Genomic DNA, 23,383 nt, shown 5'->3' on the forward strand with positions numbered 1-23,383 from the left:
GATCCCGACGCAAGCCTCGGGGGTCGATCCATCCGAACAGAATCGTCGCCCCAGCGAAGGCTGGGGCCTCAAGCGGCTCCTGTCGTGCGCCACCAGCCAAGAGATCCCAGCCTTCGCTGGGATGACGCCTGTTTCAGGATGGATGGATCAAACCTTACCGTGCCGCCACCGGCCCGTGGAAATCGGCCTCGACGATCGCGAGGCGGAAGCCGGGGGGCACCGCGTCGGCCCCGGTGTCGCCCGCCTGCCGCGCGGTGGCCAGCTCGACGATCTTGCCAAAGGCGTCGCGGTCCTGCACCGGTCCGGTCTGGGTGATGCGCAGCACCCGCCCGCGCGCCGGCGCGAAGGCGACGGCGGCATAGCCGAGCTGGCGTTCGGTCTCGCCGCGCCATACCTCGCGCCCGTCGAGCGTGATGGCGAGCGGATAGGCGCGCGACCGCCAGCCGACCAGCTTCAGCTCGATCTCGCTCAAGCTCACTTCGCGACCGAAATCATACTCGATCCATGCGCTGTCGGCCCGCCCGTCGCTGATCCAGCGCGACAGTTCGTTGTCGTCGAACGTCCGGGCGGCATCGGCGGGGTTCGATCCGGCGACGACCCGCACCGGCACCACGGTCGACCGGGTGACGCGGTAGGATTCGCCCGCCGGGGTCGGCCCGCGCGTCAGCAGGCCGGGTTGCGCCGCCGCCGCGAAGCTGCGCGACAGGCCGCCCGGCGTCGCGGCGGCGGCGACGGTCGGGATGGCGATCGTCGCGGGTTTCAGCCCCGGCGCGCTGGCGGTCAGCCGCACCGTGCCCCGGCGGTCCCCGGCACGCAGCAGCACGCGGTTGACCCCGGCCTCGACCGGCAAGGTGCGCGACAGGATGTAATTGTCCTCGCCCCGCGCGGTGCCGGCGGTGGGCGTGGTGCCGGGAATGACGTCGCCCTGTACCGCCTGTGTCGCACGCGGCTTGCCCGAGCTGTCACCCTGCGCGATGCCGCCGCGCCATTCGGCCGGGCCATCGAGCGCGAAGGCGACCTTGTCGTTGGCGGTCGGCACGCGGCGGCCCTTGGCATCGACCACCTCGACATCGACCAGCGCGAGATCGGCACCGTCCATCACGAAGCCGCGCGGGCCGGTTCTGGGCGTCAGCCGCAGCGCGACCGGGGCGCCGACCGTCTCGACGACATGTTCCGAGCGGCGGCCGTCGGCCCCGGTCGCGACCGCGCGCAACGTCCCCGGAGCCCACGCGACGGCGGGCCACTGGAACAGGAAGCCGCTGGAGCGCGTGCCTTGCCCCAGCGAACGGCCATTAAGGAACAGCTCGACCGCCGCGCCGTTCGACACCACGCTGACCGGCTTGGTCGTGCCCGCCGCGTAATTCCAGTGGCCGATGACATGCGTCGCCGGCGCCTCGGGATCGACCCAGCCGTTCCACATCACCCGGTGCGCGTAATAGCCCTGCTTGGGCAGGCGCATCGCATCGACCTCGCCCGATCGGCGATAGTTGTTGTCGCCGCGATAATGGGTGTTGCTGTCGGACCAGATGATGTTGACCCCGCCCGAACTCACCCGCCGCCCGGTGCCGGGGCGGATGCGGTAGTAATCATACCAGCGGCGGACATCCTCGATCGCGTGGCTGTCCTGGTTGCGGTTATAGTCGGGCGCATCCTTGTGGAACGGCGCGGTGAAATCGTCCTGATACAGCCGCGCGCCCTCGTCGCGGCTGTATTCCATCGCCCACATCGGGTGTTTCGCGCTCTTGTTCAGGTACAGCATCTCGCCGCCATATTCGGCGGTCGTGCTGTCGAGCATCTCGCGCGATCCGATCGCGCGGCCGCCGCGCGGGTCGTACCGATCGCGGATGGCCTTCATCTCGGCCATATGCGCCTCGCTGATGCTCTCGTTGCCGCTTTCGTAGAACAGGATCGACGGGTTGTTGCGGTTGTAGATGATCGCGTCCCGCATCAATTCCTTGCGCTGGTCCCAGCGGCGGCCCTCGACGTCATGCTCGGCGTCGCCCGCCGGCATCGCCTGTGGCAGTCCGACGCGGTCGGCGCTTTCTATATCCTGTTTCGACGGGGTGATGTGCATCCAGCGGACGAGGTTGCCGCCGCTCTCGACCATCAGCGCGTTGGAGAAGTCGCTGATCCACGGCGGGATCGACACGCCGACCGCCGGCCATTCGTTCGACGTGCGCTGGGCATAGCCATGCACCTGCATCACCCGCCCGTTCAACCGGACCATGCCGTCACCGAACTGCGTCGAGCGGAACCCGGTGAGCGTGTCGACCGCGTCGATCACCTTGCCGCCTTCGGTCAGGCTGGTGGTGACGCGGTAGCGATAGCCATAGCCCCAGCTCCAGAAATGGAGCCCGCCCAGCCGCTTGTCGGCGGTGAGCGTCCGCGTCTCGCCCGGGGCCAGCGTCGCGCCGCCGCCATCGAACCGCGCGACCACCCGCCCGGTGGCGTCGCGCACCTCGACCCGGTAGCCGATCGTGCGGGCGCGCGTCGCTTCGTTGCGGACCTGCGTCTCGGCATGGATCGTCGCGGTACGCGCGGCGATGTCGAAGGCGTCGGCCCAGACATATTGCCCGGTGGTGCCCAGCGCCGAAAACAGCGGCAGCGTCTGATAGGTCGCAGGGGTCAGGTGCAGCCGGACGTTCTTCGTGATCCCGCCGTAATTCACGTTGAAGTTGCGATCGTTCCACTGGAAGCCGCTGCGCGTCGCGCGCTCCTTGTAGCGCCAGTCGCTGTCGACACGCACCGCGATGACGTTCTCGCCGGGCTTGAGCGCGGCGGTGATGTCCGCGCCGAACGCCATCGCGCCATGTTCGGACAGCACGACCGCCCGTCCGTTCACCCACACCTCGGCCGCCTGCCGCACGCCTTCGAACTCGAGGAACGCCTTGCCCGCCTGCGCGCCGCGGGGCAGCGTGATCCGCTTGCGATACCAGTTGATGCCGGTCGACAGGTCCTTGATGTCGCGGGCAAAGGCTTCGCGTTCGTTGAACGCATGCGGCAGCGTGGCACGGCCCCAGGCGCGATCGTCGAAACCGGCGGCCTGCGCCCCGGCCGGATCGCCGGTGATCGTCCGCCAACCGGGATTGAGATTATAGGTCGCACGGCCCGACGCGACCACGCTGGAGGCGTCATGCGCCGATGCCGGGGACGCCAGTGCAAGGACGGCGACCGATGCTGCAAACCATGAGCGCATCCTTAACTCCCACATTATGGTATTTGTAACCATTATGTGCAGATTGTCAGGCCGAAGCAAGCCGTATTGAGAAATTGGTCAGGCCGGACTCCGTCTGCACCGAAACTGCACCGGATTTTCGCCGGCGCTGCGAGCGGCGGTCATCGGCACTCGATCGCACCGGTCCACACCGGCACCACTTCAGGGAGCCGATCGCCATGTCCTATCGCCAACCGAATCCGCCCGGCACGTTCGCGCTGATCGCCGCCACGGTCTTTCCGACGGTCGTCATCGTCATCGAATGGATCACGGGCCTGTGCGCGGGGGCGTTCTTCGATCCGCTGCCGACGCCCGGCCATGTCGCGATGGTCGCGACGGTGCCGATCGTCAATGTGGTGCTGTGGCGGGCAATGCGTTCCGATGCGCCAGCGCCGTCATGGCTGATCGTCGCCGGCACCGCCGCCAGCGTGATCGCGGCGAGCTATGCGCTGATCTTCCTGCCGCTGCTGCCGTTCGCGCTGGTCGGGATCGTGTTCATGGGCGTCGGGCTGTTGCCCTTCGCGCCGGTCGTCGCGCTGATCCATGCCGCGCGCTGGACGCTACGGCTGGCCGGCGGGCGGCGGGTATGGCGACCGATGACGGGCGGCGCGCTGCTGGGTTTCGCCGCGCTGGTGCTGGCCGACCTGCCGGCGACGATGACGCAGGTGGCGCTCGATCGTTATGAACGCGGCGGGGAGGAGCGGGCGGACGCGATCGCGCTGATGCGGCGGATGGGCGACAGCGACCTGTTGCTGCGACAGGCCTATGGCGACTCCACCCGTCCGGCGAGTATCGTCGGCGGACTGATCTTCCGCTCGCGAACCGGGCTGTTCGGGAACGCGTTCACCAGCACCGGCGATGCGCGCGAACTCTATTACCGCGTGACCGGACAGGCGTTCAACGCTGTCCCCCGGCCATCGCGGCGCGACAACCGGTTCGCATGGGACGAGGATCGCGGCGGGGAGGATGTCGGCGGGCGGGTGCCCGGCCTGTCGCTTGGCCAGTCGCGGATCGACGGATCGGTCAACGAGCGCGACAGCCTCGCCTATCTCGAATGGACGATCGATCTCGTCAACAAGGGCGCGCGGCAGCAGGAGGCACGCTTCACGCTGGCGCTGCCCGAGGGTGCGGTGGTCTCGCGCGCGACGCTGTGGGTGAACGGCGAACCGCGCGAGGCGAGCATCGCCGGGCGCGGCGCGGTAAGGGCGGCCTATCAAAGAGTCGTCAGTGTCTCGCGCGATCCGTTGCTGGTGACGACCGACGGCGCGCAGCGGCTGTTGGTACAGGCGTTTCCGGTGCCGTCGAACGCGACGATGAAGCTGCGGATCGGCGTCACCGCGCCGTTCGCCATCGCCACCGACGGCGCACGCACGCTGGCGCTGCCGCGCATCGTCGAGCGGAATTTCGACACCGACGCCGCGCTGGTCCATGCGCTGTGGGTCGAGGGCGGCCGGCCGGTCCGCGCGAACCTCGGCGATGGCGCGTTGACGAGCGGGGGTCATCGCCTGACGCTGCCGCCGATCGCCGCGCCGCGCCGCACGACCGCGACCGTCGCGGCAGTCGGCAAGGCGGGGCCGATCGCGGTCGAACAGCGGATCGAGCGCGGTGCGATGGGGCAGGGGCCGCTGATGCTGGTCGTCGACGGATCGGCGGACATGGCCGCCACGCTGCCCGCGCTGACCAAGGCGCTGGACGCGATCACCCCCGGCCGGATCGTCGGCATGGTGACGGCGGCCGACACGCCCGCGACCGTCGCCCCCGCGCCATGGTCGCCGGCGCAGGCGGCCCGCGTCCGCGATGCGCTCGCCGCGATCCGTCCGATCGGCGGACAGGATGATCGCGCGGCACTGGCGCTGGCGCTGCGGGCGATGCCGCGTGGCGATGCGACGATCCTGTGGCTGCACGGCGCGCAGCCGGTCCGCTTCACCGCGACCGAACCCGCGCTGGAGCAGGCGCTCGACCGGCTGCCCGCGCTGCCGCGCCTCGTGCGCTATCAGGCGGTGGCTGGCCGCGCGCTGGTGGTGCCCGGCGAACGCTGGTTCGACAGCGCCCGGCTGCCGACGCCGGGCGGCGATCCGGTCGCCGATCTGCGCGCGCTGCTCGCCAGCGGTCCCGGCTGGCAGGTCGAACGCGCGGCAACGTCGCCCGGTGCCGCGACCGGATCGGCGCACCTCGTCCGCCTGTGGGCCGCCGATCGGCTCGCGGGCGAGGGCGAAGCGCCGGCGAAGTCGCGCGAAACCGCGATCCGGCTCGCCCACCGGCTGAACATCGTCACCCCGGTCAGCGGCGCCGTCGTCCTCGAAACCGACAAGGAGTATAAGGACGGTGACCTGCCGGTGCCGGATTCCGACGCGGTGCCGACCGTGCCCGAACCCGAAACCTGGGCGCTGCTGATCCTGACCGCGCTCGCCGCGCTATGGTTGTGGCGGCGGCAGCGGCGGGCGGTGGCGGCATGATCCCGGCGCGGATCGCGGCGGGGGTCGTCGCCGGGGCGGGATGGCACGCGCTGGTCCAGCTTGCCGGGCGCGCCGACGGGGCCGGGCTGGCGACGACGCTGGCGCTGCTCGCGGTGCTGGGTTGGGCCTTGCTGCGCGCCGGTCACGGCGTTTCGTCCACCGGACTGACGGTCACGCTGCTGGCACTCGGCGTCGCGGCGGTCAGCGGGATCACGCTGCTGGAGATCATCGTGCTGGTGGCCGCACTCGGCTGGTGCGCGCTCGGGGCATGGCGCTGGCCGCCGATGCTGCTCGCGCTGCTCGGCGTGCCGATGCTGCCGACGCTCGACGTGCTGGTCGCCGGGCCGCTGCGCCGCATATCGGCGGTGCTGACCACGTGGCTGTTGCGCGGCAACGGCATCGACGTGTCGCTGGAGGGTGTCGCGCTCCAGTGGCAGGGGAAGCAACTCCTGTTCGACGGGCCGTGCAGTGGGGTGCGGATGCTGTGGGCGCTGCTGGTGCTGGCGTGTGCGGCGGGGGTGATCCAGCGGATGCCCCCGGCGCGCTTCGCCCTGCTGCTCGCCGCGACCGTCATCGTCGCGGTCGTCGGCAATGCCCTGCGCGCGGCGAGCCTGTTCTACCTCGAAGCCGGCTTCGTGACCGCCATCGGCGGGCCGGTGGCGCATGAGGCGATCGGCCTCGCCGCCTTTGCGATCGTCGCCGGCGGCGCGGTGGCGTTACTCGCGCGGGGGAGGGTGGTCGCATGGCGCTGATCCCCCGGCTGGCGGTGATCGCCGCCGCAGCCTTCGCCGCCACCGCACCGCTGCTCCCCGCCCGGCCAGTCGACCGGCCGCCGCTGGCCCCATGGCCGGCGGTGTATGAGGGCAGGCAGCTCCACCCCCTGCCCGCCGGGCCGGGCGACGCGCTGCTCGCCCGCAACTTTCCCGGCCATGTCGCGCGGTTCAGCGACGGCCGCCGCCAGATCGTGCTGCGACAGGTCGCCCGCGCGACGCGGCTGCTCCACCCGCCGCGCGATTGTTTCGCGGCGCTGGGCTATGCGATCGATCCGCTGCCGATGCGAACCGTGCCCGGCGGCCATGCCTCCTGCTTCCGCGCCACCCGCGATGGCAAGGGCCTGACCGTCTGCGACCATATCCGCGCGAGCGACGGTCAGGTCCATGCCGACGTGCCCGGCTGGTACTGGCCCGCGCTCACCGGACGAAGCCCCGGCCCATGGCTGGCGGTGATGACCGTCGAGCAGGATGGTTGACGTGACCCCGACGAAAGCGCCAGCAATGTACACGATGACCCACCACGTCCTTGTCGTCGACGACGATCCGCATATCCGCGACCTGCTGTCCTTCGCGCTCGGCAAGGCGGGGATGCGCGTCAGCGAGGCGGAGGATGGCGAGGCGGCGTTCGCGGCGGTCGGGCGCGCCGTCCCCGACCTGATGATCCTCGACATCAACATGCCTCGGCTCGACGGGCTGGACCTGTGCCGCCGGTTGCGCGGATCGGGGGGCACGCTCGCGCATCTCCCGATCCTGTTCCTGTCGTCGCGCGACGATGCCGTCGACCGGATCGTCGGCATCGAGATCGGCGGCGACGATTATGTCGTGAAGCCCTTCTCCCCGCGCGAAGTGGTGGCGCGCGTCGGCGCGATCCTGAAGCGCGGCGTGCCCGCCCCGCCGCCGCTGCCCGCCAGCGTGCTGCGCCAGGGCCGGTTGCGGCTCGACGGCGATGCGTGGGAAGCGCGGGTCGACGACACGCCCGTGGCCACCACCGCGACCGAGTTCCAGTTGCTCGCCCTGCTGGTCAGCCTGCCGTCCAAGGTGTTCAGCCGCGACGCGATCATCGACCGGCTGCACGGCCCCGGCTTCGCCATGACCGACCGTACGATCGACAGCCATATCCGCAACCTGCGCGCCAAATTCGCCCGCGCCGGGCTGGACGATCTGGTCGAGACGCGCGCGGGCGTCGGCTATCGCATCGGAAAATGCGGCTGATCGCGGGCGTCAAGCGGGTCGCCAAGCGCTATTGGCCGGCGCTGTCGATCCGCGCGATCCTGCTCGCGACCTTCGTGTTCGTCGCCGCCTTGCCCGGCGTCGCCGCGCTCGGCCTGCGCGTGTACGAAAACACGCTGGTCCAGCAGACCGAGGCCGAATTGATCGCGCAGGGTGCGGTGCTGGCGTCGGTCTATCGCGCGGCATGGGACAATCGTGTGCCGCCGCCCCGCGCGCCCGCGCCCGAACCGCCGCGCATCGACCTCAGGACCGATCCGGTGCTGCCCGCGCTGCCCCGCGCGGCGCCCGGCGGCCCGGCCGAGCCCCGCGCGGCGGCGATCGGAGCGAGTCTTGCCCCGGTGCTGCGCGATGCGGCGGCGGTGACGCTGTCGGGGATGCGGCTGCTCGACGCCAACGGTGTCGTGGTGGCGGGCGGGCGCGACGTCGGGCAAAGCTATGCCGCGCTGGACGAGGTGCGCCGTGCGCGGCGCGGCCGGGTGACGACGACGCTGCGGCTGCGCTGGAACGAGGGCTCGTCCTCGCCGCTCGAATGGGTCAGCCGCGCGGTGGCGATCCGGGTGCATCACGTCCGCCCGGTGATGGTGGACGGCCGCGTGGTCGGCATGGTGATGCTGTCGCGCTCGCCGCGCGGGTTGTTCGTCGGTCTGTATCAGGATCGCGGCAAGATCCTCGTTGGGATCGTCGCGATCTTCTGCACGCTGCTGCTGCTCGCCGGCCTGTTGTCGCGCGGCATCGCTCGCCCGATCCGCGACCTGACCCGCGCGACCGAACGGGTAGCGAACGGCGAGACGCAGATCCCTGAAGCCCCCGCCACCGCCGCGATCGAGATTCGCGAACTTTATACCCATTTCGCGACGATGGCGGCGCGGATCGACACCCGCGCGCGCTATCTGCGCGATTTCGCCGCCGCGATGAGCCATGAATTCAAGACGCCGCTGACCGGCATCCGCGGCGCGCTCGAACTGCTCGGCGAGCACGAGATGACCCCGGCCGAACGCGACCGGTTCCTCGCCAATGCCGGTGCCGATACGCAGCGGCTCGACCGGCTGGTCGGGCGGCTGCTCGAACTGGCGCGCGCCGACATGGCGAGCGGGCGGGGCGGGACGTGCGATATACGCGCGATCGTGGCGGGGCTGGAGGATGGGCATCTGCCGATCGCCGTCACCGCCGGTGCCACCGTGCCGATCGATGGCGAGACGCTGGCGGCGGTGCTGCGCATCCTGCTCGACAACAGCCGGCAGGCGGGCGCTACCTACGCGACGCTCACCGCGAACGAGGCGGTGCTACGCTACGGCGACGACGGTCCCGGCATTCCGCCGGGCGACCGCGACCGCATCTTCGAACCGTTCTTCACTAGCCGCCGGGCCAGCGGCGGCACCGGCCTCGGCCTGCCGATCGCCCGGTCGTTGCTGTCGGCGGCGGGCGCGTCGATCGTGCTGGTTCCATCGGCCACCGGCGCGGCGTTCGAGATCGCACTGTCCGTCGATGGTGGCGCTCAGCCGGCGGGGCGGACCAGCCGGTCATAGGTGTGTTCGGCCGGGCCATAGGTGTCCGACGCCATCGCCAGCAACCGGTCGCGGTCGCGCACGATCACCCGCCCGCGCACCGCGCGGATCGCAAGCTGTTCCTCCAGCCGGTGGAGCGCGTCGGTGATGCTGCTGCGCCGTACCCCCAGCATCAGGCGGAATTCGTCGTGGGTCATGCGGATGTCGTCGTCGCGCACCCGGTCGTGGTACAGCAATATCCACCGCGCCAGCCGCCGTTCGACCGGATGGGCGAGCGACGACACCACCGTCCGGCTCATCTGCACGAAGAACACCTGCACGAAGCGCAGCAACGCATCGCGCAACGTATCGCTCTGCCCCACCGCGTCGCGCAGATGCCCCGCGCCGATCGACAGTGCGGTGGCGGGTTCGGCGCGCAGCACGATCTGATGGCACGACCGTTTCTCGCCCAGCAGCAACGGCCAGCCGACGAAGCCCTCGGCCCCGACCAGCCCGATGGCATATTGCCCGTCGCCACCCAGCGTATCGAGCACGGCGGCGATCCCCGCTTCGGGGAAATACACCCGCTCGATCGGCTTGCCCGCTGCGATCAGCGTGTCGCCCATGGCGAACGATCCGCGTTCGAGATGCGGCGCGAGCAGCGCCTGATCGCCGGACGACAGCGACCGCAGCAGCATGTTGGCACTATCGATCCGGCGCGTGGTCACGGCCTGCGGGCGAACGATCGTAAGGTCCGTTCCCATGAATCCACCCGTCTCCCGTTGGTCGTTTCCCACCGGAATATGTCCGGTCCCGTACGAAACGGCCGTCACGCCGATGGGTTGCCTGGGCGTGGTCACACCTTGACGAACCACCCCTGCCGCCGCAGCCACGCCATCGTCGCCCAGAGCAGCGCCATGTAGAGCAGCACCGGCACCAGCGCGGCGACCATCGGCGGCACAAGCCCGAGCGCCACGCCGTACGGCGCGAGCAACAGGTCCCAATTGAGCAGCCCCCCCGTCACCATATGCAGCACATAGGCGGCGATCGCGTTCGATCCGAAGGCAAGCGCGATGCGCCACGGCCAGCGCTCCGCCGCCCCGGCGCGGTGGTCGAGCAGCACATGGAGCAGCGCCAGCGCGATCGTCGTCAGCCCGCAGGTGACGAGCACGAAGCTGCTCGACCAGATGTCCTTGATGATCGGGAAGGCGGCGCTCCATGCCAGCCCCGCCGCCGCCATCCCCGCACCCGCCAGCAGCAATGGCAGGGTAGCGCGCGCGCCCCGGCGCGCCAGCAGCCACTCGCCGATCGCGACCCCGATCAGGCCATGGGCGATCGCCGGCAGCGTGCCGAGCAGCCCTTCAGGATCATAGCCCTCCGCCCCGGCGACATAATTATGCCCGCCCGCGCCCAGCAGCACCCGGTCGACCGAGGCCACGAAATTATGGCCGCGCAGCAGTATGTCGTTCGGCAGCCCGTCGAGCGCGGGCAACAGCGCGACCGGCCAGTAGAGCAGCAGGCTGGCGACGAGGATCGCCAGCCGCACGCGCGGCTTGCACGTCCAGAACAGCAGCGCGCATGCGCCATACACCAGCGCGATCCGTTGCAGCACGCCCCACAGCCGCCACGCGCCCGAGTCGAAATCCATCAGCCAGTAGAAGTTCGACAGCAACATGCCCGTTGCGAACAATCGCACCGTCCGCCCGCCGATTCGCCGCGCGGTGTCGCGATCGAGCCCGCTTCCGCCGGGCACGCGCGCCGCCATCGGGATCGCGACGCCGACCATCATCAGGAACGCGGGAAACACCGCGTCGGCGATCGTCAGTCCGTCCCATGACGCATGGAGCAGCAGCGGAAAGACGCTGGCCTTCGCGCCATAGAACATGCCCGCCGTGGCGTTGACGAGGATCATCCCCATCACGGTCAGCCCGCGCAGCACGTCGAGCGAGACGAGCCGGGGCGCGCGGGCGGCGGGAGCGGGATCGATGGCCATGGCGGCCATGGTACAGCCGACACGGACAAACGTCATCGGCCATGCGATTGACCATGGCGTCCTCCCCTGACAGACCCTGCGCTCGACTTTTCTGGCAAAGGAACGACATGCGGCGACTGCTCCTCGCACTGGCACTCGGCACGGCGCTGCCCGCTTCGGCGCAGACCCCCGCGCAAGCCGCGCTCGACCGGCTGGCGGGCACGATGGGCTATCGCTTCGCGATCCTCGACAATCGCCTCACCCCCTGTCCGGCCGGGGTCGCCGCCTGTTTCCGTTCCGAGATCACGCTGACGATCCCGGCCGACCTGCCCCCGGCGGTCGCCGCCCCCGAACTGCGCTTCGGTTTCGTCAGCCGGATCGTCGGCATCGACAGCGAGGATTTCGACTGGCGGCTGGTCAATGGCGACCTGAACGTACTGACGCTCAAGCCCGGTCGCCGGCTGGAGCCGGGCAAGACCTATCGCATCGGCATCATCGGCCTCGGCCGTTATCTGTCGCGCGCGCATGGCATGCCCAACGCGCATCTGGTCGTGGCCGGCGCAGCCCCGCGCGTCATCGCCGCGACACGGACGCGGATCGATCCCGACACCGGCCTCGAAACGCTGCCGTTCGTCGCGCCGATGACCGACGAGGCGAAGCTGGCGCCGGTATCGGCCGAAGATCGCACCCGCTGGCTCACCCCGCCGCGCGCCTATGCCCGCTATGCCGAACGTGGTGCCGCGACCGCGCCCGACGTGGTCGTGCTGCCCAAGCCGGTCAGCGCGGTGCGGGGCACGGGGGCGATCACCGACCTGACCGGCGGCATCCGCGTGATCGCCAGCGGTATTGCGCCGGGCGACCTGCGCGCCGCGCTCGCCGCGCTGCCCTATGCCAAGGGGCGGGGCGTCCCGCTCGCCATCACCCGCAAGGCCAGCCTGAAGCCCGAGGGCTATCGCCTGACCATCGGCGACGGCCGGATCGCGATCGACGCGGCGGATGCCGCCGGCGCGCGCCACGCGCTGCGCTCGCTGGCGCAACAGGCGGCGCAGGAACGCGGTCGACTGCGCCCGCTCACCATTGAGGATGCCCCGCGCTACGCCTTTCGCGGGCTGCACATCGACCTCGCCCGCAACTTCCACAGCCGTGCCGAGGTGGAAAAGCTGATCGAGCAGATGGCGGCCTACAAGCTCAACAAGCTGCACCTGCATCTGGGTGATGACGAAGGCTGGCGGATGCAGATCCGCGCGCTGCCCGAACTGACCGACGTCGGTGCCTATCGCTGTTTCGACGCGACCGAGACGACCTGCCTGCAACCGCAACTGGGCGCCGATCCCGACCGGCGGGCTGCGACCAACGGCTATCTGAGCCAAGCCGACTATCTGACGATCCTCGCCGCCGCGAAGGCGCGCGGGATAGAGGTGATCCCGTCGTTCGACATGCCCGGCCACTCGCGCGCGGCGATCCGGGCGATGGAGGTCCGCCATCGCCGGTTGCAGGCGGCGGGCGACCGCGCCGGGGCCGAACGCTACCGGCTGGTCGAACCGGGCGACACCACCGCCTATCGCAGCATCCAGAACTATGACGACAACACGCTGAACGTGTGCATCGAGGGCACCTACCGCTTCCTCGACACCGTGCTCGACAAGATGGCCGCGCTTCATGCGAAGGCGGGGATGCCGCTCAAAACCTATCACATCGGCGCGGACGAGACGGCGGGCGCATGGTCGCGGTCGCCCGCGTGCCGGACGATGATGGCCGCGCGCAAGCTCGAACCCAAGCAACTCAGTGCCTATTTCATCGAGCGCGTATCGGCTGGCCTCGCCAAACGCGGGATCAGCGCGGCGGGCTGGAGCGACGGCATGGGCCATACCGATCCGGCGGCAATGCCGGCACGGGTCCAGTCGAACATCTGGAGCGGCGTCCACACCGGTGCCATCGCCGAGGCGCACGGACAGGCCAATCGCGGCTGGGACATCGTCCTGTCGGTCCCCGACCTTGCCTATTTCGACATGCCCTATGCCCCCGACCCCGATGAGGGCGGCTATGACTGGGCGTCGCGCGGGGTCGATCCGTTGCAGGTGTTCGGCTTCATGCCGGGCAACCTCCCCGCCAATGGCGCGCTGATCCCCGACAATCTCGCCCGGCCGACCCCGGTCGCCGACCCGATCCCGTTGGCGCAGGGCCGCGCCATCGCCGGGCTGCAGGCGCAACTGTGGAGCGAGACGCTGCGCACCGACGCGCAGGTCGATTACATGCTGTTCCCGCGCCTGCTGTCGCTCGCCGAACGCGCATGGAGCGCGGCGCCGTGGGAACCGGCCTATGTCCCGGGCGCGACCTATGCGCTGGGCGATGCGCGGGTCGACCGGGGCGTGCTGCTGAGCGAATGGCGCGGTTTTGCCGGCCGGGTCGGCGTGGCGCTGGGCCAGCTCGACCGGGCAGGGGTCGCCTATCGCCTCGCCCCGCCCGGCGCGCGGATCACCGCCGGCCGGCTGGAGGCGCTGAGCGAGTTCCCCGGCACGACGATCGAATATCGTGCCGGTGCCGGTGCCGGCGCATGGCAGCGCTACACCGGCCCGGTCGCGGTGTCCGGCCCCGTCGAACTGCGCACCCGCAGCAGCGACGGCCGCCGTCCCGGTCGCAGCGTCACCGTGCGGCCGGGCGACGAGTAGCGCCTATCGCCCGACCGTCGCTTCGCCCACATTCCACCCGCGCAGCGTCACGCTCGGCCGGGTCACGATGCTGGCGGGATAGCGGATGGTGATCGTCTTGCGTTCGCCGGGCAGCAGCGCGACGTAATTGTCGCTGTAGAAGGCGGGCAGGATGCGCTTGCCCGAAGCGCCGATCAGCGTCAGCTTGGCGTTGAGCGCGGGCACCGTCCCGGTATTGGCGAGCGTCACCGTCACCGCGCGGTCGCTGCCGTCGACCACCGGCGCGGTCATCGTCGATGCGATCGTCGCCGGGGCAAGGCCGTTGAGCGCCTGATAGGAGGCGGTATCGCGCGCGCGCCAGTAGAAATTCTCCGACACCAGCCGCCCCGACGCATCGGTCAGCTTCAGGCTGACGAGCACCATCGGCCGCGTGGCGAACAGCGCATCGAGCGGAACCGCCGCCAGCGGTGTCGCCCGGTTGGCCAGCGCATCGACCTTGTCCGACCGGGTGAACAACTCGGCATTGTCGAGCCCCACCACCCGCACGCTCGCGGTCAGACCGCGCTGGTCGGCCTGCGTCGTGTTCAGCACGACCAGTTCGTTGCCCGGCAGGTTCAACTGGACGTGGATCGGCTCGGCCGCCTTCTTCGCCCCGTAATAGGCGGCATGGGTGTCGTAATCCCATGAATAGATCTGCCACGCATTCGACGGCCATGCCGGATGCGTCATCCACAGCAACCGCCCGCTGTTCTTCGTCCACAGATGCCCCAGGAACCCCTCGTACATCGCCTTGTGCGTCTCGAGGTTCATCATCTGCGCCTTGCGCTCGAAATCGGCGAAGTCCTTGCCGGCCCCGAACATCGTCGACAGCGTCTGCATGAACGTTTTCGTGTCGCCGTTCCCGGCGAAATGCCAGTCGTGATAGGCCAGCACGTCGCCCAGCGGCCAGCGATCGACGGCGGGCACATAGGAAGCGATCGATTCGGCGGTCGACAGCGACGGCGTCCCCGTCTCGACCGAGAAGCCGGTGGCGAGGTCGGTGAAATAGCCGACCGGCGGGCGATAGTTGTACGGCCCCGACCCCTGCAAATTCACGACGTTCGACGATCCGGTGAACCAGCGCGTGCCGTCGAGCTGGAACACGGCATCGTCCAGCCCCTGATTGAGCGCAGGGGTCGGCACCCCCTCGTTCCGGCCGAACCACAAGATGATGCTCGGATGGTTGCGATAGCGCGCGATCGTGTCGCGCGCGTTCGCCAGAAACAGCGAGGAATCATCGGGTTCGATCTGGAAATTCTGGGTCGATTGCCAGAAATCGTTGAGGATCATCATGCCGTTCTCGTCGGCGAGATCGTAGAACTCCTCCTCGGTATTGGTGCCCATCCAGTTGCGGATGACGTTCATGTTCGCCTCGCGCTGGAGGCGGAAGAAGGGGGCGAGCCAGTCATAGCTCACCCGCTTTATCGCATCGTCCATCCCCCAGTTGCCGCCGCGCGCGGCGATCTTCACGCCGTTCACCCGGATGGTCAGATGCGGTTCGGGCAGCGTCTCGGTAATTGCCGTAACCGCGCGCGAGGTTTCGCCCGCGGCGGTGAGCGATTCCGCCCAGCCGGTCGGCGACTGTTTGATCGCCTCGTGCCGCACGTCGATCAGCTTCTGGCCGGCAAGCCCACCGTCAGTGGTCTGCACGTTGACGCGGCGCAACTTGCCGGCGGCATCGAACAGCGACAGGTCGTAGCTGACCTCGCGAATGCCGAAGCGGCCCGTCTTGCTGTCCGACACGCCGTTCGCATCGTTCACCTGATAGGTCGCGCGGTACAGGTTCGGCGCGCCATAGCCGTTCGGCCACCACAGTTTCGGGTTGGCGACACGCAGCGCGGGGAAGTCGGCGGGGGTGAAGCGCACCTCGCTCCTGCCCACAGGCGCGGTCACGGTCCGCTCGACCGCGACGCCGTCGAACGCGACCTTCACCGTCACCTGGCCCGCGGGGCCGGCATTGTCGATCGGCACCGTCACATATACGTCGGCACTGTCGGTACGCGGCAGCGGCAGATCGGTCACGACCTGCGGGTCGAGGATGCGGACGCTTCCGTGCGCCACCAGCTCGACCGGTCGCCAGAGGCCAGTGTTGCGGTCGCGGATGCCGGGAATCCAGTCCCACCCCTCGGTCGCGACGAAGGTCGGGCCGTCGATCGCCAGTTGCCCGCCATTCTCGCCGACGCCGCCCTTGACCGACTGTTCGTGCGGGATGCCCGGATGCGGCGGCGGCGATACCTTCACCGCGATCACATTCTCGCCCGCCACCGGCACCAGATCATATTGGCCACGGATGAACGCGCCGCGCGTTTGGCCGAGCTTCACGCCGTTCGCCCAGATGTCAGCGGCATAGTTGATGCCGCCGAACACGATCGTCAGCTTCTTGCCCGCCGCTTCCGCCGGCACGGTGAAGCGGGTGCGATACCAATACTCCTGCCGCGCCAGCTTCTCGGGAATCTTGAGGTTGTTGAGGCCGTAATAGGGATCGGGATAAACGCCGCGATCGACCAGCGTCTGAAGCACCGTCCCCGGCACCGTCGCCGCGCGCCATGTGCCATTGGGGCTGCCCGGGCGCGACAGCGCCGCGCCGTCGCCGGCGACCTCGGGCGCGGCGGCCAGTTGCCAGCCGTTCAACTGCCAGCGGCCCGGCGCGGTCGGCTGGACCGTGAGCGCGGTCGGCACCGGTTTGGCGACCGGCGCGGTATAGGCGTCACCCTTGGTCTGCGGCAGCGTCCACGGGTCCTGCTGCTGGGTCAGGCCGATGTTCGCCTGTTTCTGGAACGGCCATTGCACGCCCACCTGCCACAACTGCACGTTGGCGAAGTCGGGGCGGGGCAGGGCGGCGATCTCGGCGGCGGGCAGCGCGCGGCCGTGCAGCGTCGCACCGACCAGCGTACCCCCGAAATGCGGCTTGCCCGGCACCGCGCGCGCGATGTGGATCACCGGAGTCGTCGCGGCGGACGCCAGCGCCCCGGCGGCGACCCGGCGACCATCGACATACAGCGTGGCGCGGCGTCCGTCCGACACGGCGGCGACCTGCGTCCAGCGTCCGGCACTCACATGCGGCCCGGCCAGCGCGGCGCTTCCGTCGCGCAGCACCAGCCGCCCGTCGACCAGCGCCAGCACGCGCGTATCGCCCAGCGCGATCAGCGGCATCTCGCCCGACTGGCGTTCGCCGGCGCGGACCCATGCGGTCATGCTGTACGGCGCGCCGGCGGCGGCAACGCTCTCGCCACCCTCGACCGGGCGTTCGATGCCGATCCCGCCGTCGAGGAAACTGGCGTTGTACGGCCCGCCGTTCACCGGCACCTGCGCTATCGCAGCGCCGCCCCATGCGACGCCCGCCAGCAATAGCGCGGCCCGTTTGCGCACGATCGTCATGCCGAAATCCTCTTGTTGGTCAATTCGGCGCTGATCGCTTCGAGATCGCGCCCGCGTGTTTCGGGGAACAGCCGCCACACCATCACCGCCTGCACCAGCATCGCGGCCGCAAAGGTCCAGAACGGCAGCGGCCGGCTCCATTCGGCGATCAGCGGGAAGGCGAACGACAACACGGCATTGGCGACCCAATGGGTGGCGCTGCCGATCGCCTGTCCGCGCGCCCGCACGTCGGTCGGGAAGATTTCGCTGAGATACACCCAGATCACCGCGCCCTGCGACATGGCGAAGGCGGCGATGAACAGGATCAGCAGCGGCAGCAACAGGCTGGCCGGGGCCGCCCCGGCATAGACCAGCGCGACGCCGGCGAGGGCGATGGCCGTCACCAGCCCGCCACCGATCAGCAGCGGCTTGCGCCCGACCCGGTCGATGATGGTCATGCCGATGATCGTCGCGACCAGATTGGCGACGCCGATCGCGATCGCCTGCACATCGCCCGACACGCCGGTAAAGCCGGCGGCGGCGAAGATGTCGTTCAGATAATAGAGGATCGCATTGATCCCCGAGAGCTGGTTGAACAGCCCGATGGCGATGGCGAGCAATATCGGCATCCGGTGGACCCGCCAGTCGAGCCGCCCGGTCCCGCCGCTCTCGACCACCGGGATCGTCGCGAGGCCGAGGCGATCGGCGGCACGCTTCGCCTCGGCCGCCCGTCCGCGCGCGGTCAGCCAGCGCGGGCTTTGCGGCAGGCCGGTGAGCAGCACGAGGAACAGCGCGGCGGGCACCGCCGCCACGCCCAGCTTCCACCGCCATGCGACATCGGCCGGGGCGATCTGCGCGACCAGATAGTTGCTCAGATACGCGATCAGGATGCCCAGCACGATATTGAACTGGAACAGCCCGACGAGCAGCCCGCGCCGCTCCGGCGGGCTGATCTCGGCGATATAGACCGGGACCAGCACCGACGACGCGCCGATCGCGAGACCACCGAGCACGCGAAACGCGATGAACGCCGGAAGCGAGGTGGCAACCGCGCAGCCCACCGCCGAGACGACATAGAGCAGCCCGATGACGCGCAGCACCGCAAGACTGCCGAACCGGTCGCCCGGCGCGCCGCTGAACAACGCGCCGACCAGCGTGCCCCACAACGCCGCCGATACGGCAAGGCCGAGGCCGCCCGGCGACAGCAGATATTCCGCGCGCAACGCATCGGTGACGCCCGAGATGACGGCGGTGTCGAACCCGAAGAGGAGGCCGCCAAGGCTCATCGCGACGACGGCGCGGGTGTGGGTCGCGCCGCTCATGCGCCGACGCTCCGCCGCAGGAAATCGCCATGCGGTTCGCTTAAGGCCAGCGTCCGGCCGATCGCCTCGCGCATTCGCGCGAAGGTGCCGGCCAGATCGGCCGTCTCGCACTGGTCGGCCAGCGGCGAATGCCGCGCGGGCAGGTCGCCGAAGCCGGCATACATGCTCAGCCAGCTATGATCCTGAAACGTGTCCCACTCGTAGCGCACAAACTCTCCCCCGCTTCGCCATGCGTCGATCTTCACTTGCAGCCCCTCGGGCGGCTCGATGCCGCGCATCCGGTCCCAAAAGGGTTCGCCCGTGCGCCGGTTCGACCAGTAATGCAGGAACAGGAAGTCGCGCAGCCGTTCGAACTCCAGCACCGATTGCCGGTTGTAGGTCGCCGCCAGGCGCGGATCGAACCCGCGATCGGGAAACAGCGCGACGAAACGCTCCAGCCCCGACTGGATCAGCGAGATGCTGGTCGATTCGAGCGGTTCGAGAAACCCCGAAGCCAGCCCCAAGCCGACGACATTGCCGTCCCAGAACCGCGCGCGATGCCCGGTCGTGAACCGCAGCCGGTTGGGGGCGGCCAGCGGCTCGCCCTCCAGCGTGCCGAGCAGCGTCGCCTCGGCCTCGTCGTCGGACAGATGATCCGAACAATAGACATAGCCGTTGCCGGTGCGGTGGCGCAGCGGGATGCGCCATTGCCACCCGGCACTGCGCGCGGTGGCGATGGTATAGGGTAGCGGATCGCCCGGCGCGGCGACGCACGGGATCGCCACCGCCCGGTCGCACGGCAGCCAGTGGCGCCAGTCGATATAGGGCACGCCCATCGCGTCGCCCAGCAACAGGCTGCGAAACCCCGAACAGTCGATCCACAGGTCGCCCGCGATCTCTCGTCCGTCGGCCAGCGTCACCGCTTGCAGCAACCCCGTTTCGCCGTCGCGCGCGACATGGTCGATCCGCGCATCGATATGCGTCACGCCATTGGCGAGCGCGAGGCGGCGCAGCAGGTGCGCGAACTTCGCCGCATCGAAATGCAGCGCGAAGTCGAACACGCCCAGATCGTTCGCCGGCTGGTCGGCCGGCGGCAGGAACCGGCCATGCCGCGCCAATTGCGTGGCAAGGCAATAGTCGGCCAGCGGCCCGGCCTGTCCCGCCGCGTTCAGCTTCAACCAGTAGTGATGGAACGCGACCCCGCCCGATCCCACACCGTACAGGCCGAACGGGTGGAAGAACCGGTGCCCGTCCGCGCGCCACCCGTCGAAGCGGATGCCGTATTTGATCGTGCCCTCGGTTTCGCGCAGCACGTCGCTTTCGCCAAGGTCGATCGCGCGCAGGAAGTCGCGGATCGCGGGCACCGTCGCCTCGCCGACGCCGACCGTGCCGATCGCCGAACTGTCGACGACGGTGATCGCGAGCCTGAGGTGCGCCAGCCGCCGCGCGAGATAGGTAGCGGCCATCCATCCGGCGGTTCCCCCGCCGACGATCACGATCGAACGCACCGGTTCGTGTGGCATCGTCGGTTCCTCCCTGTGTCGCTCGTGGCTTGGCGGACGATGACGCCCGGTTTCTGATCCTTGCCCGACCTCTCCTCCTCCGTCACCCCAGCGCAGGCTGGGGTCTCTGTGGGGAGAACCGCGGCACCCGCCCCATAGAGACCCCAGCCTGCGCTGGGGTGACGGAATGAGGGAGGTTGGGCGGGATCGAAGGCTGCCGACCCGCCACTCCTACCCTCAGAACTTCGCGCGGACGCCGGCGATGAAGCGACGCTCGAAGATGTTCTCGTTGAACACCTGATCCTGCCACGTCAGGTAAAACCGTTCCGTCTCGCCGGTCAGGTTCGACGCCTGGCCATAGAGGCTGAAGTTCGGCGTCACGTCATAGCTGATCGAGGCGTCGAGATAGTTGGTCGGCTGCTGATACTGCGCCAGCCCCTGGATGCCGCCATAGTTGGACGAGGCGAGCCGCTTCGAGCGATAGTTATAGGCGACGCGCGCCTGCAACCCGTATTGCTCGAACCACAGCGCGGCGTTCACCTGATGCTTGCTGTTGTCCTGGAACGGCTGGTTGTTGCCCGCCAGATCGACCCGGCCGGCATCGCCCAGCGACAGCGTGTAGTTGGCGTCGACGCCGAACCCGCCGAGCAGACCGTTCACGCCATAATCCGCCAGCGACTGCCGCGCCGAGGCTTCGATGCCCTTGAGCGTACCGCCTTCGCCCTGCGCCAGCGTGTTGGTCACGACCTGCCGCCGGATCACGCCGTCGTTGTCGGGAATGTCGCTGCGCAATTCGGTGGTGGTGGTGATGAAGCTGTCGACCGCGATGTAGAACGCGCCGACCGCGACGAGGCTGGAGCGGCCGGTGTAATATTCGAGGCTCGCCTCGGCATTGGTCGCGCGCCACGGGTTCAGGTTCGGGTTGCCGCGCGAATCTGCGGTCCGCGCCTCGAACCGTGCCGGGTTCACCTGCGTGTTGATCGCATAGTTGACGTTCAGACCGCCGCCCCATTGCAGGAAGTCGAGCACCGTCATCGTCTTGGAGAAGGCGGCGCGCGCGCGCAGCTTGTCCGTCAGGTCGAACGCGACGTTGAACGCCGGCAGGAAGTCGGTGAACTCGCGCTTGGTAACGACGTCACCGGCATCGACGCCCGATACGCCGTAGGGCTGCGGCGCGCCGACGATGTTCTGGCGCACGTTCAGCCGGGTGTTGACCACCTGCAGGCCACCGTTCGCGCGGAACGGCAGGCCCAGCAGCACGCCTTCGCCCGACACCTGGCCATAGCCCGAGATCTGGCTGACGTTGACGGTGAACGAATCCGCCGGGTTCACCAGATTCTGGCTGCCGGGGTAGAATTTATTCTGCCACGCCTCGCTGTCGTCCATCGCCTTGGGATCGAGCGCATAGAGCGCGGGCGTGCCGCCGGCGGGCAGGGCATATTGCTTGATGAGGCCGTCGAAGATCGCGTTGGTCGCCTGCCGGGTATAGCCGGCGGTATAGGCATTGCCCTGCGCGTCGCGCACGCGGCACTTCTCGTCGGTCAGGTTGACGTCGAACGCCTTCCACTTGACGAGGCAGCCGCCCGCCGGATTGGCGGCATTGTCGCGGTTGCCGGCATAGAAGGGCGAGACGCGGTCGAAGGTGAACTGGTCGACGCTGCGTTCGCCATAGCGCGCGCCGAACGCGACGCGGACACCGCCGTCCGAGGTATATTCGCCATCGGCGCGCACCGCCCACAGGTCGCCGTTCTGATACTGGTTGCCCTCCGACGAGATCGTCTTGAGGCCATAGCGCGACGGATCGGCGGCTTGCGCGAGGAACGCGGGCGAGAAGCCGAACACCGGCGCACCGCTCGAATAGTCGACGGTCGCGGTCTGGCTGTAGATCTGATAGCCGGTCGGGTTGAAGCGCACGTCGCCGCCGATCGAGGCGGGATAGTTGCCGACGCCGTTATACGCCCATTGCGATCCGTTGGTCAGGCTGAACTGGGTATAGGCCTGATCGCGCTTGCGCGACGCCTTGCCATAGATGCCGCGAACGGTGCCCTTGAACTGGTCGCTCGGCTGCCAGTCGAGTTGCAGATTATAGTTCTGCGACTCGCTCTTCGTGCGGAAGGTTTCCGAATAGCTGTCGAAGCTCGGCAGGCTGTAGGTATATTGCTGCACCGTATTGACGTTGTATCCGCCCACGACCGCGCCGGTATCGCGCGACTTCGTCGGCAGGAACGGCGACGACAGCCAGTCGACGTTCTGGAACTGGAAGCCGGCGGTGCGGTCATACTGCGTCTGGCGGGTATAGAAGCCGTCGGCGGTCAGCTTCAGCGCGTCGCTGATCTCGAACTGGAGCGAGGCATTGGCGCCGAAACGCTCGCGGTTGGTGATGCGGTTCCATGCGGTGTGCGACTGCGGGGTGATGAAGGCGTCGTTGACGTCGCCGTCGCCGTTCACGTCATAGCCGAGCAGATTGCCGGCCGAATTGCGGATCGGCCGGCCCCGGCTGACGCCGTTGTTGCCGACCGCGAAGTTGCCAGGGTTGGCGGGCGTGACCGAACCGTCGCGGTTCAGCACCGGATCGCTGCCCCGTTCGTTGTTGAGCGCGACGCCGTAATCCTGAATGCCGCGGAAGCTGTTGCCGAGCGTCAGGTCGCTGTACGCCGCCGACACCAGCACGCCGAAGCGCTCGCCGTGATAGGCGATGAGGCCGTTGGCCGACGGGCTCCACTTCTCGGTCTTGTCGCCATATTGCCCCTCGACCGCCGCCGACATCGTCAGTCCCCGCTTCAGGTCCATCGGCCGGCGGGTCAGCAGGTCGACCGTGCCCGACAGGCCCGCCTGTTGCAGCGAGGCGGTGGGCGACTTGAACACCGTCGCGCCCGAAAAGAGCTGCGAGGGGATGTCGGTGAAGTTCGGCTGGACCGTCGTGACCGAATTGGCGCCGAGGAACTGCTCGCCGTTCAGCAGCGTCGTGACCTGCGGCAGCCCGCGGATGTTCACGGCGGCGCCTTCGCCCGCGTCGCGGCGGATCTGGACGCCGGGGATGCGCTGGAGCGAATCGGAGATGGTGACGTCGGGCAGCTTGCCGATGTCCTGCGCGCTGATCGCGTCGACCACGCTGTCGGCGTTGCGCTTCACCTCGATCGATCGTGCCTGCGACGCGCGGATGCCAGTGACGACGATTTCGTCGCCCGCGCCATCGGTCTGGGTCGCCGGGGCATCGGGGGTGGTGCCGGTCGGGGTCTGCGCGGCGGCCGGAACGGCGAGGCCAAATACGGTGATCGATGCCGCACCCGACAGCAACGAACGAACCAGCGGCGACGAAGCGTAACGCATCCAACCCTCCCGTAAGTGCGCCATTCATTCCGTGGCGCTTTATTTATTAAACTTGGTTTGTTTAATTCTTTTGTCGT

At 69.1% G+C, this 23,383-nt stretch carries 13 protein-coding genes; 6 read left to right on the forward strand and 7 right to left on the reverse strand.

Features of this window, described 5'->3' with window-relative positions; all coding sequences use genetic code 11:
* Nucleotides 1-154 precede the first annotated feature (154 nt).
* Nucleotides 155-3,196, reverse strand: coding sequence for a sugar-binding domain-containing protein (locus ASE78_RS17055; RefSeq protein WP_235515134.1), 3,042 nt, complete (start codon nt 3,194-3,196; stop codon nt 155-157).
* Between the two features lie 197 nt (nt 3,197-3,393).
* On the opposite strand from ASE78_RS17055, the gene ASE78_RS17060 reads away from it, so the two are divergent.
* From ASE78_RS17060 to ASE78_RS17080, 5 genes are read left to right on the forward strand one after another with little or no spacing between them, the layout of a single operon-like run.
* Complete coding sequence (locus tag ASE78_RS17060) at nt 3,394-5,670, forward strand: VIT domain-containing protein (RefSeq protein WP_056498735.1); 2,277 nt, start codon at nt 3,394-3,396, stop codon at nt 5,668-5,670.
* Entirely contained in the window at nt 5,631-6,422 is a 792-nt protein-coding gene (locus ASE78_RS17065; RefSeq protein WP_082467298.1) for an exosortase/archaeosortase family protein, read from the forward strand. Before ASE78_RS17060 ends, ASE78_RS17065 begins: the two co-directional genes overlap by 40 nt.
* A complete protein-coding gene (locus ASE78_RS17070) occupies nt 6,413-6,919 on the forward strand; it encodes a hypothetical protein (RefSeq protein ID WP_055757906.1) in 507 nt (168 codons plus the stop codon). Before ASE78_RS17065 ends, ASE78_RS17070 begins: the two co-directional genes overlap by 10 nt.
* 34 nt (nt 6,920-6,953) lie before the next feature.
* Nucleotides 6,954-7,655: a response regulator transcription factor gene (locus ASE78_RS17075; protein ID WP_055758732.1), complete on the forward strand. Its 702-nt coding sequence runs from the start codon at nt 6,954-6,956 to the stop codon at nt 7,653-7,655.
* Nucleotides 7,646-9,199 carry a histidine kinase dimerization/phospho-acceptor domain-containing protein gene (locus ASE78_RS17080; protein WP_056498739.1) on the forward strand — a complete coding sequence of 518 codons (1,554 nt, stop codon included), beginning with the start codon at nt 7,646-7,648 and terminating at the stop codon, nt 9,197-9,199. The genes ASE78_RS17075 and ASE78_RS17080 overlap by 10 nt, the downstream gene beginning before the upstream one ends.
* Here ASE78_RS17080 and ASE78_RS17085 read toward each other — a convergent pair.
* Nucleotides 9,169-9,885 carry a Crp/Fnr family transcriptional regulator gene (locus ASE78_RS17085; protein ID WP_162236512.1) on the reverse strand — a complete coding sequence of 239 codons (717 nt, stop codon included), beginning with the start codon at nt 9,883-9,885 and terminating at the stop codon, nt 9,169-9,171. The genes ASE78_RS17080 and ASE78_RS17085 overlap by 31 nt on opposite strands.
* Nucleotides 9,886-10,013: 128 nt before the next feature.
* The gene (locus ASE78_RS17090) at nt 10,014-11,159 is read right to left on the reverse strand and encodes an acyltransferase family protein (RefSeq protein ID WP_200911082.1); all 1,146 of its coding nucleotides are present in this window, start codon (nt 11,157-11,159) and stop codon (nt 10,014-10,016) included.
* A 98-nt stretch (nt 11,160-11,257) separates the two neighbouring features.
* On the opposite strand from ASE78_RS17090, the gene ASE78_RS17095 reads away from it, so the two are divergent.
* Complete coding sequence (locus ASE78_RS17095) at nt 11,258-13,798, forward strand: family 20 glycosylhydrolase (protein ID WP_056498741.1); 2,541 nt, start codon at nt 11,258-11,260, stop codon at nt 13,796-13,798.
* Nucleotides 13,799-13,801: 3 nt separating this feature from the next.
* Here ASE78_RS17095 and ASE78_RS17100 read toward each other — a convergent pair whose 3' ends face one another.
* The 4 genes from ASE78_RS17100 to ASE78_RS17115 form a co-directional block, all read right to left on the reverse strand.
* A complete protein-coding gene (locus ASE78_RS17100) occupies nt 13,802-17,194 on the reverse strand; it encodes a glycoside hydrolase family 2 (RefSeq protein WP_056498743.1) in 3,393 nt (1,130 codons plus the stop codon).
* Nucleotides 17,191-18,495, reverse strand: coding sequence for a sugar porter family MFS transporter (locus tag ASE78_RS17105; protein ID WP_056498745.1), 1,305 nt, complete (start codon nt 18,493-18,495; stop codon nt 17,191-17,193). The genes ASE78_RS17100 and ASE78_RS17105 overlap by 4 nt, the downstream gene beginning before the upstream one ends.
* Nucleotides 18,492-19,997, reverse strand: coding sequence for a tryptophan halogenase family protein (locus ASE78_RS17110; RefSeq protein WP_156351545.1), 1,506 nt, complete (start codon nt 19,995-19,997; stop codon nt 18,492-18,494). Before ASE78_RS17110 ends, ASE78_RS17105 begins: the two co-directional genes overlap by 4 nt.
* 216 nt (nt 19,998-20,213) lie before the next feature.
* Nucleotides 20,214-23,306 (reverse strand): TonB-dependent receptor, encoded by a 3,093-nt coding sequence (locus ASE78_RS17115; protein ID WP_056498747.1) that lies wholly within the window; start codon nt 23,304-23,306, stop codon nt 20,214-20,216.
* Nucleotides 23,307-23,383: the final 77 nt, after the last annotated feature.

This window comes from Sphingomonas sp. Leaf25 (assembly GCF_001421635.1).
In the GTDB taxonomy this organism is placed as follows: Bacteria; Pseudomonadota; Alphaproteobacteria; order Sphingomonadales; family Sphingomonadaceae; genus Sphingomonas.

What these genes read in the sequence shown, in the direction of transcription:
- ASE78_RS17055 (WP_235515134.1), bottom strand. Translation starts at nt 3,196, where the DNA reads ATGCGCTCATGGTTTGCAGCATCGGTCGCCGTCCTTGCACTGGCGTCC.
- ASE78_RS17060 (WP_056498735.1), top strand. Translation starts at nt 3,394, where the DNA reads ATGTCCTATCGCCAACCGAATCCGCCCGGCACGTTCGCGCTGATCGCC.
- ASE78_RS17065 (WP_082467298.1), top strand. Translation starts at nt 5,631, where the DNA reads ATGGTTGTGGCGGCGGCAGCGGCGGGCGGTGGCGGCATGATCCCGGCG.
- ASE78_RS17070 (WP_055757906.1), top strand. Translation starts at nt 6,413, where the DNA reads ATGGCGCTGATCCCCCGGCTGGCGGTGATCGCCGCCGCAGCCTTCGCC.
- ASE78_RS17075 (WP_055758732.1), top strand. Translation starts at nt 6,954, where the DNA reads ATGACCCACCACGTCCTTGTCGTCGACGACGATCCGCATATCCGCGAC.
- ASE78_RS17080 (WP_056498739.1), top strand. Translation starts at nt 7,646, where the DNA reads ATGCGGCTGATCGCGGGCGTCAAGCGGGTCGCCAAGCGCTATTGGCCG.
- ASE78_RS17090 (WP_200911082.1), bottom strand. Translation starts at nt 11,159, where the DNA reads ATGGCCGCCATGGCCATCGATCCCGCTCCCGCCGCCCGCGCGCCCCGG.
- ASE78_RS17095 (WP_056498741.1), top strand. Translation starts at nt 11,258, where the DNA reads ATGCGGCGACTGCTCCTCGCACTGGCACTCGGCACGGCGCTGCCCGCT.
- ASE78_RS17100 (WP_056498743.1), bottom strand. Translation starts at nt 17,194, where the DNA reads ATGACGATCGTGCGCAAACGGGCCGCGCTATTGCTGGCGGGCGTCGCA.
- ASE78_RS17105 (WP_056498745.1), bottom strand. Translation starts at nt 18,495, where the DNA reads ATGAGCGGCGCGACCCACACCCGCGCCGTCGTCGCGATGAGCCTTGGC.
- ASE78_RS17110 (WP_156351545.1), bottom strand. Translation starts at nt 19,997, where the DNA reads ATGCCACACGAACCGGTGCGTTCGATCGTGATCGTCGGCGGGGGAACC.
- ASE78_RS17115 (WP_056498747.1), bottom strand. Translation starts at nt 23,306, where the DNA reads ATGCGTTACGCTTCGTCGCCGCTGGTTCGTTCGTTGCTGTCGGGTGCG.